Genomic DNA, 8,421 nt, shown 5'->3' with positions numbered 1-8,421 from the left:
GCGGGGTAGGGGGGGGGCCCCGCCCCCGCCCCGGGGGGGTTTTTCGCGATCCGGTATTTGACCTCTATGGTTCTTTCAGGACGTTTTTCGTCCTGAACGACCCTTTCCTGACATCCGCGAGACGGCTAACGCACGTCCACGAAGATCGGGTTCCCGTACAGCCACAGGTCTTCGAACGGGTTCGACTGCCCGATCACGTCCGCGCTCGGCTCGATCCCGCCGGGCACGTGCTTCCGGCCGTCCGTCCCGCGCGTCCGCACGAAGAACGGCTCGCGCACGTTGCGGAAGGTGTGCCGGAAGGCGACCCGCCGCCCCGGCGCCCAGCGCGGTTCGAAGGAGCGGACCACCCGCGTGCCCGGGGCGGTCCGCGCGTCACGGTCGGCGGCCGGGCCGGTCACCGGTCCGGACACGAGGTCGAGCCGCGCGAGCCGGGGGATCGTGCCGCCGCCGTTGGGCCGGGCCGCCAGTTTCGCCGAGGCGACGATCGTGACGTCGTCCCCGCGCCGGATCCGGAGCCTGCCGCCCATCGTGGCCGAGCTCCAGCCGCTGTACGCGCCGAACTCCAGTTCCTGCGCGAGTCCGCCGTGCACCACCCAGACGCGCCCCGCGCGCAGGCCTTCCAGCACGGCTTCGTGGCTCCGGCGGGTCACGCCGACGACGGTCCGGCTGAACTCGGCGGGCGCGAAGTCCGCGTACGGGGGCAGGTTCTGCGGGACGCCGGTGTCGATCGGGTCCGGGTAGGCGCCGTGCTCGTCGTAGTAGCCGTCGGGGACACCGGGCCGGACGAGGGTGTCGCCGCGGTTGTAGTGCGAGTCGGAGTTGCTGGTGATCCACCACGGCTTTCCTTCGGCCAGCAGCGAATCCCAGAGTCCGCCGACGGTCGCGGTGCTCCAGTCGAAACCGCCGTAGGTGCGGTAGGCCGACTCCGGGAAGCCCGGCCACGAGTTCGAACCGGGGGAGTTGCCGTACCCGCCGCGCGCGCCACCGCCGCTCCCGAGCGGCTTCGGGAAACCGTCGGCCTGCGCGCCCGGTGCGCCTTCCATGCCGATGACGATGCCCGGCGCGGCGTCGCGCAGCGCGCGGATCTCGTGCGGGGCGACCCTTCCGTTGCGCAGCGGGTGGTTGATCACCACGACCGGCGCGTGGATCCGGCGCGCCCGCTCTTCGGCGGCCAGCCAGCGGATCGCCTTGACCGCCAGCGCCTCGTTGTCCGGCGTGCCCGGTTCGGTCCCGGTCAGCCGCCAGTCGAAGGCGCGCTCGAACTCACGCAGTTTCGCGGCCTGGCGCTCGCCGGCCTGGAAGAACAGGGTCGCGTGCTCGGCTCCCGGCACGTTCCACTCCATGCCTTGCCACAGCAGGAGATCGCGGTGTTCGCGCTGCGCCGCCCTGATCGCGGCGTTCGTCCGCTCCACCGACGACTTCTCGTGCGCCGCGTGACCGTGATCGGTGATCACCGCCCAGTCCGCCCCGTGCCGCCGGGCGCCGTCGGCGATTCCGTCCACTGTGTACATCGCGTCGTACGAGTACTGCGTGTGGATGTGGTGATCGCCCACGAGCCACTGGTAGCGGTCCCGGCCGAAGAGCCAGGAGAGGTCGATGCCGAGATCGAGGTCGAGGTTCAGATCGAGGGCTTCCGCCGGAGCGGCGGCGGCGATCGGCGCGCCCGCGGCCGCGGCGGAGACGAGGCCCGCGCGCTTGAGGAATCCGCGGCGGTCCACGCCCGGTTTTTCGCTGTTCACCGGCGGCACGCTAAAGAGCGTTGCTGAACGAAAAGTGTCCGGACGGCCAACGAACACGCGCTGTGTGATGATCGTCCCTGTGGAGGAAGAGACAGGCAAACCCAGGGCTTCCAACCGGTTGCTCTGGGTACTCGGCGTCGTCGGCGTACTGGTCGTCGCGGCCGCCGTGACCACGGCCGTCGTCGTCCTGAACCGGTTCGCCGAGCCGCCCGCCCCGGCGGCGTTGCCGCGCGACGCGGTGCCCGCACCGTTGGGGAAGCGGGAACTCTGCGGGATCCAGCTGGTCGTCTACATCGAGACCGACGACGGGATGACCCGCGCCGCTCAGGCGCTCCGGGACGACCAGAAGGCCCGCCGGGTACTGACCGAAACCAAGGCGGAGTCCTACGAGCGCTTCAAGAAGATCTTCGCGAATCAGCCGGAGCTGGTGAAGCTGACGACGCCGGACGCGCTCCCCGCGGCGGTGCATCTCGTGCCCGTCGCCGGAACCGATCCTGAGGCGTGGGCGAACGAGCTGCGCCGGCGATTCCCCGAGGCGAAGAAGGTCGACGTCCTCGACCCCGCGGGGCTCGCGGCCAAGATGAAGACCACGCTCCCGCCCTGCCCGCCCGAGGGCGAGCGCTGAAAGCCAGGCTCCCCCGAGGATGGCAGGGGAGCCTGGCCTCTCCGCTAGAAGTCCCGGTTCTTCTTCATCGGGTCGCCTCCCAGTTCTCTTCAGTTGTTCCCCAGTACCTGGAAATCCAGGTGTAGGCCGAGTGTTCCGGAAATCGCAGCCCCGCGCCACAAAGTCCACGAAATACGCAAGAAGCCACCGTGGGCGACCGAAGTGTCGCGCACGGTGGCTTTTCGCCGAGGCTCAGGAGAGCGGCACGCTCGCCACACCCGGGGCCAGGAACGGCTTGCCGTTGACCTTCTCGGACACGCCCGCGCGGTCCAGGTACGGCGTGATGCCGCCCAGCCAGAACGGCCAGCCGGCGCCGAGGATCAGGCACAGGTCGATGTCCTGCGCCTCGGCGACCACGCCCTCGTCGAGCATGATCCGGATCTCCTCGGCGATCGCGGCCAGCGCGCGGTCACGCACCTGCTCGGACGTCGACGGCGAGTCGCCGCGCTGCCAGAGCTCGGCCACCTCGGGGTCGACGGTGGCGTTGCCCTTGTCATCCCACTGCCAGACGCCCTTCTTGCCCGCCTTGACGAAACGGTCGAGGTTCTCGCTGACGGTGAACCGGTCCGGGAACGCCCCGTGCAGGGTTTCCCCGACGTGCAAGGCGATCGCCGGGCCGACCAGCTGCATCAGCGTCAGCGGGGTCATCGGCAGGCCCAGCGGTTCCAGCGCCTTGTCCGCGACCTCGAACGGCGTGCCCTCGTCGACGGTCACCAGCACCTCGCCGAGGAAGCGCAGCAGCAGCCGGTTGACCACGAACGCGGACGCGTCCTTGACCAGCACGCTCGACTTCTTGAGCTGCTTGCCGAGCGCGAAAGCGGTAGCCAGCGCCGCGTCGTCGGTCTTCTCCGCGCGGACGATCTCCAGCAGCGGCATCACCGCGACCGGGTTGAAGAAGTGGAACCCGACCACTCGCTCCGGGTGCTTGAGTTCCGACGCCATCGCGGTGATCGACAGCGACGAGGTGTTCGTCGCCAGGATCGTCTCGGGGGAGACGTACTGCTCCAGGTCGGCGAAGACCTTCTGCTTGACGCCCAGCTCCTCGAACACCGCCTCGATCACGAAGTCGGCGTCGGCGAACGCGGCCTTGTCGAGCGAGCCGGTGACGAGCGCCTTCAGCCGGTTCGCGCCGTCCGGCGAAACCCGCTTCTTGGCCAGCAGCTTGTCGATCTCACCGTGCACATAGGACACACCCTTGTCGACCCGTTCCTGGTCGACGTCGGTGAGCACCACGGGCACCTTGAGACGGCGCACGAACAGCAGCGCCATCTGGCTGGCCATCAGGCCCGCGCCGACGATGCCGACCTTGTTCACCTTGCGCGCCAACGACTTGTCCGGCGCTCCGGCCGGGCGCTTGGCGCGCTTGTTGACCAGGTTGAACGAGTACAGCCCGGCGCGCAGCGTGTCGTCCATGAGCAGTTCGGCGAGGCCGTCGGTCTCGGCCGCGTAGCCGCGGTCGAGGTCGTTCTCACGGGCCAGCTCCAGCAGCTCGACGGCCTTGGTCGCGCCGGGGGACGCGCCCTTCGTCCGTCCGTCCACAATGGCCTTGGCGCGGCCGATCGCCGCGTCCCAGCCCGCGCCACGGTCGATCTCGCGGCGGGCGGGGGTGATCTCGCCGTTGACGACCTTCGCCAGCCACAGCAGGGACTGTTCGAGGTAGTCGGCCGAACCGAAGACCTCGTCGACGATGCCGAGCTCCGCCGCCTGCGCGACCTTCAGCATCTTGTTCTGCGCCAGCGCGTTCTCGATGATCACGGTGACCGCGGCGTCCGGCCCGATCAGGTTCGGCAGCAGCTGCGTGCCGCCCCAGCCGGGGAACAGGCCGAGGAAGACCTCGGGGAACGCGATCGCGGGGGTGTTCTCCGAAAGCGTGCGGTAGTCGCAGGAGAGTGCGAGTTCGAGCCCGCCGCCCATGACCGCGCCGTTGATGAACCCGAACGTCGGGATCTCGGTCTCGGTGAGGCGCCGGAAGACGTCGTGCCCGGTCTGCGCGATTTCCCGCGCCAGCGCCGGATCCGCGACCGCTTCGACCCCGGAAAGGTCGGCGCCGACGGCGAAGATGAACGGCTTGCCGGTGACCGCGATCGCGGCGGGTTCGGCGGCGAAAGCGGCGTCGATCGCGGCGTTGAGGCTCACCAGGCCCTGCGGGCCGAAGGTGTTCGGCCGGGTGTGGTCGTGGCCGTTGTCCAGGGTGATCAGCGCGACGGGCTTGTCGAGCCCGGGCACCTTCACCAGACGCGTGACCGCGTTCGTGACGACCTCGTCGGGGAAGGCGGCTTTCGCCTGCTCAGCGGTGAAAGTCATGGCTACTTGGCCCCCTCGAAAGCCGGGTTCTCCCAGATGACCGTGCCGCCCATGCCGATCCCGATGCACATGGTTGTCAGGCCGTAGCGCACGTCGGGGCGCTCGGCGAACTGACGCGAAAGCTGCGTCATCAGCCGGACGCCGGAGGACGCGAGCGGGTGACCGCAGGCGATCGCGCCACCCCACTGGTTGACGCGGGGATCGTCGTCGGCGATGCCGAAGTGGTCGAGGAACGCGAGCACCTGGACGGCGAACGCCTCGTTGATCTCGAACAGGCCGATGTCGTCGATCGACAGGCCGGTGCGCTTGAACAGCTTCTCGGTGGCGGGCACCGGGCCGATGCCCATGACCTCCGGCTCGACCCCGGCGAAGGAGTAGCCCACCAGGCGCATGCCGATCGGCAGGCCGAGTTCGCGGGCGGTGTCCTCGTCGGCGAGCAGCGCCGCGGTGGCGCCGTCGTTGAGACCGGCCGCGTTGCCCGCGGTGATCCGGCCGTGCGGGCGGAACGGCGTCTTCAACCCGGCCAGCTGCTCGACGGTGGTGCCCGGACGCGGCGGCTCGTCCTCGGTCGCGAGGCCCCATCCGAGTTCCTTGGACCGGGTGGCGACCGGGACCAGTTCGGGTCCGATCTTGCCGGTCTTCACGGCCTCGGCGTACTTCTCCTGGCTGCGCGCGGCGAAGGCGTCGGTGCGCTGCTTGGTGATCGCCGGGAACCGGTCGTGCAGGTTCTCCGCGGTCTGGCCCATGACGAGCGCCGTCGGGTCGACCAGCTTGTCCGCGATGATGCGCGGGTTCGGGTCGACGCCCTCGCCCATCGGGTGGCGGCCCATGTGCTCGACGCCGCCGGCGATGGCGATGTCGTAGGCACCGAAACCGATCCCGCTCGCGGTCGTGGTGACCGCGGTCATCGCGCCCGCGCACATGCGGTCCAGCGCGAATCCGGGCACCGACTTCGGCAGGCCCGCCAGCAGCGCTGCGGTGCGGCCGATGGTCAGGCCCTGGTCGCCGATCTGGGTGGTGGCGGCGATCGCCACCTCGTCGACGCGCTCCGGCGGCAGCTCGGGGTGCCGGCGCAGCAGTTCACGGATGGCGTTGACGACGAGGTCGTCGGCACGGGTGCCGGCGTACATGCCCTTGTCACCTGCCTTGCCGAAGGGCGTTCGCACCCCTTCGACGAAGGCGACATTGCGTACCGACCGCGCGTTCGGCGCGAGCGGTGTTGCTCCTGCGGCCACGAATGCTCCTGAAGTAGAGGTAGTCCTGACCGCACCCTAGCCCCGGTTACCCGTCGGTAACCAGGATGGTGGCCCGGTCGAGTGGGGGAAGGCACACTCCCGTGTCCGGCCGGGGCGCCGCCGTCGGCCGCTTGGCCGATCCGGCGGGCGTGGAGAAGTTGCTATGTTCGAAGTGATCAGGGGGAGGGATCACGATGACTGTCACCCGTCGTGCGCTGCTGGGGATGGCGGTCCTCGCGCCGCTGGCCGCCTGTACTCGCGCGATTTCGCCACCGCCGTCGTCCATTCCCGCGCCGCCTCCACCGCCGCCTTCGCCCACCCGGCAGTTCCACGACCGGTTGCTGGAGCTGGAGAGGAGGTTCGACGCCAGGCTCGGTGTGTACGCGCTCGACACCGGGGGTGGCGGCACGGTCGAGCACCGCGCGGACGAGCGGTTCGCGTTCTGCTCGGCGTTCAAAGGGGTCGCGGCGGCCGCCGTCCTGCAGCGCAATCCGTTGTCCCACTTGGAAACGCGGGTCAGCTACTCCCGGGACGACCTGATGAAACACGCCCCGGTCACCGGGCTGCACGTGGCCACCGGGATGACGATCCGCCAGCTCTGCGACGCCGCCATCCGGTACAGCGACGGTACGGCGGGCAACCTGCTGCTGCGTGATCTGGGCGGACCCGCCGAACTGACGGCGTTCACGCGCGGCCTCGGCGACACCGTCACGCGGATGGACCGGATCGAACCGCTGATCACCGAGGCCACCCCGGGCGATCCGCGCGACACCACGACGCCGCGGGCGTTCGGCACCGACTACCAGCGGATCCTGCTGGGCGACACGCTGGAGGACGGCAAACGCGACTTCCTTCGCGATCTGCTCCAGCGCACCGCCACCGGCGCCGAGCGGATCCGCGCGGGCCTGCCGCCCGGGTGGACCATCGCGGACAAGACCGGGACGGGGGACTACGGAACGCTGAACGACATCGCCGTCGTGTGGCCGCCGGGCAAGCCGCCGATCGTCATGGCCGTCATGTCCAGCAAGGCGGCCAAAGACGCTCCGTACGACCAGGCGTTGCTCGCGGAGGCCGCGAAGTACGTGGTCGAAAAGCTGGGCTAGTTGCCGAGTGCGGCCTCGAGTGTCCCTAAGGGGCGAATTCTGAGACGCGAGTGCCCGCTTTCGGCGATTAGCGCGATTTCGCCAGAGGTCGTCAGTGCGCTACTCGGGGTGAGGGGTGTGTGGGAATAGAGACGGTGAACGTCTCTATTCCCACACCCCTTCGCGATCGGGCCATTCACGGGGACTGTGTGGGTTTCCGGTCATCCAACGCCCCGAAATCGACACGGCCGGTACCGAGGTCCGGGTCCGGTTTCGCGAAAGCCACTTTCCCCGCGAGATGTGTCCTTTATGGACGTTTGGACCAGTAAGGTGCCGAAGCCGCGAGACGCGTGATGGAACCCGGAACTCGCGTGCTTGGACGAGTTCCGCCTTCCATCACGCGAGTTCCGGGTCCGAGCACGCGAGTCGCGCTTCAGTTGCCGGTCGCGCTGGGGAGCCGGGGCGGGCAGCCGCCGGTGGCCCAGGCCGGGTCGTACTCGAAGTGCCACTTCTCGTTGTCGTAGCGGCGGCACCAGCCGAGCGCGCCGCCGTTCTTGTCCACCCAGATGGCCGAGTTCAGCGGCTGGATGTCGACGGCGATTCCCTTGACGTGCATGGACGTCTCGGGCTGCAGCGCCCACTTCTTGGCCTCCTCCACGGAGCCGAACCGCTGGACGGCCTTGTCGAACTCCTGCTGCTGCTGGGCCCGGCTGCGCTTGCCGTCGTTCACGCAGAGCGTGATGTTCTGCGCTTTGGCCTTGGCGAGCAGGGTTTTCCACGCCTCGATCACGTCCGGGCGCATGCCGGACGTCGCCTCGTCGACGTACCGTTTGTCGACGGCGCACGTCGGACCGGTGTCGGGGCCGGGGACTTCTTCGAGGATCGCGAGCGGCTGCCCGTTCACCTGCTTGACGGCCAAGCCCGTCGCGCCCAGCGCCACCATCGCGATCGCGACGAGGCCCAGCGCCACGAACACGCTGATCGCGGTCCTGCGAGTGGAGGTGGATGTGGTGGACACCACTCCGAAGCTACCGCGCGCCCGGCGGGCCGCCAGGGTTTGTGACCTTGTTCCCAGAATGCCGCGATTGGCCAACCAAACCGGAAACGCCCAGGTCGGCGCCTTTGACCGTCGGTCCGTGAAGGCCTCCTTGAGGGACTCTGGGTCCCTCAAGGAGGCCTTCACGGACCATGGGAGCGCCACGTTCGCCTCAGGCGCACCAGCAGTCACAAACGGTGGCGCGTGAAAGCCTCCTTCGCTGCGTCTAGCGCAAGGAAGGGGGCCTTCATGTACAGCAGGCGGGCGGGCGCCGGTACCGGGTTGGTCAGGCCGGATCGAGGACTGGACTGTGCACAGCCCCACCCAGCATGGCCGGGTGGTCGTCGACGGCGCGAGTCTC

At 69.3% G+C, this 8,421-nt stretch carries 6 protein-coding genes; 2 read left to right on the top strand and 4 right to left on the bottom strand.

Going from position 1 to position 8,421, the window contains the following annotated elements; all coding sequences use genetic code 11:
• Positions 1-125 precede the first annotated feature (125 nt).
• Entirely contained in the window at positions 126-1,739 is a 1,614-nt protein-coding gene (locus AB0N89_RS36280) for a histidinol-phosphatase (RefSeq protein ID WP_364214636.1), read from the bottom strand.
• A gap of 79 nt (positions 1,740-1,818) precedes the next feature.
• Between AB0N89_RS36280 and AB0N89_RS36275 the strand changes: the two genes are divergently transcribed.
• Positions 1,819-2,364, top strand: coding sequence for a permease-like cell division protein FtsX (locus tag AB0N89_RS36275; RefSeq protein ID WP_364214633.1), 546 nt, complete (start codon positions 1,819-1,821; stop codon positions 2,362-2,364).
• A gap of 231 nt (positions 2,365-2,595) precedes the next feature.
• Here the strand turns inward: AB0N89_RS36275 and AB0N89_RS36270 are convergent, their stop codons facing one another.
• Together AB0N89_RS36270 and AB0N89_RS36265 are read right to left on the bottom strand one after the other, a co-directional pair.
• Positions 2,596-4,707: a 3-hydroxyacyl-CoA dehydrogenase NAD-binding domain-containing protein gene (locus AB0N89_RS36270; RefSeq protein WP_364214630.1), complete on the bottom strand. Its 2,112-nt coding sequence runs from the start codon at positions 4,705-4,707 to the stop codon at positions 2,596-2,598.
• Between the two features lie 2 nt (positions 4,708-4,709).
• Positions 4,710-5,942, bottom strand: a complete 1,233-nt coding sequence (locus AB0N89_RS36265) for a thiolase family protein (protein WP_364214627.1) — start codon at positions 5,940-5,942, stop codon at positions 4,710-4,712.
• Between the two features lie 194 nt (positions 5,943-6,136).
• Here AB0N89_RS36265 and bla point away from each other — a divergent pair, with 194 nt between their 5' ends.
• Positions 6,137-7,045, top strand: coding sequence for a class A beta-lactamase (gene bla / locus AB0N89_RS36260; protein WP_364214624.1), 909 nt, complete (start codon positions 6,137-6,139; stop codon positions 7,043-7,045).
• Positions 7,046-7,457: 412 nt separating this feature from the next.
• Here the strand turns inward: bla and AB0N89_RS36255 are convergent, their stop codons facing one another.
• Positions 7,458-8,045 (bottom strand): D-alanyl-D-alanine carboxypeptidase family protein, encoded by a 588-nt coding sequence (locus AB0N89_RS36255; RefSeq protein WP_364214621.1) that lies wholly within the window; start codon positions 8,043-8,045, stop codon positions 7,458-7,460.
• Positions 8,046-8,421 lie beyond the last annotated feature (376 nt).

The organism is Amycolatopsis sp. NPDC089917 (assembly GCF_040684635.1).
GTDB lineage: Bacteria > Actinomycetota > Actinomycetes > Mycobacteriales > Pseudonocardiaceae > Amycolatopsis.
Note: the sequence above shows the minus strand (reverse complement) of the source record. Positions and strands in the feature narration are given on the sequence as shown.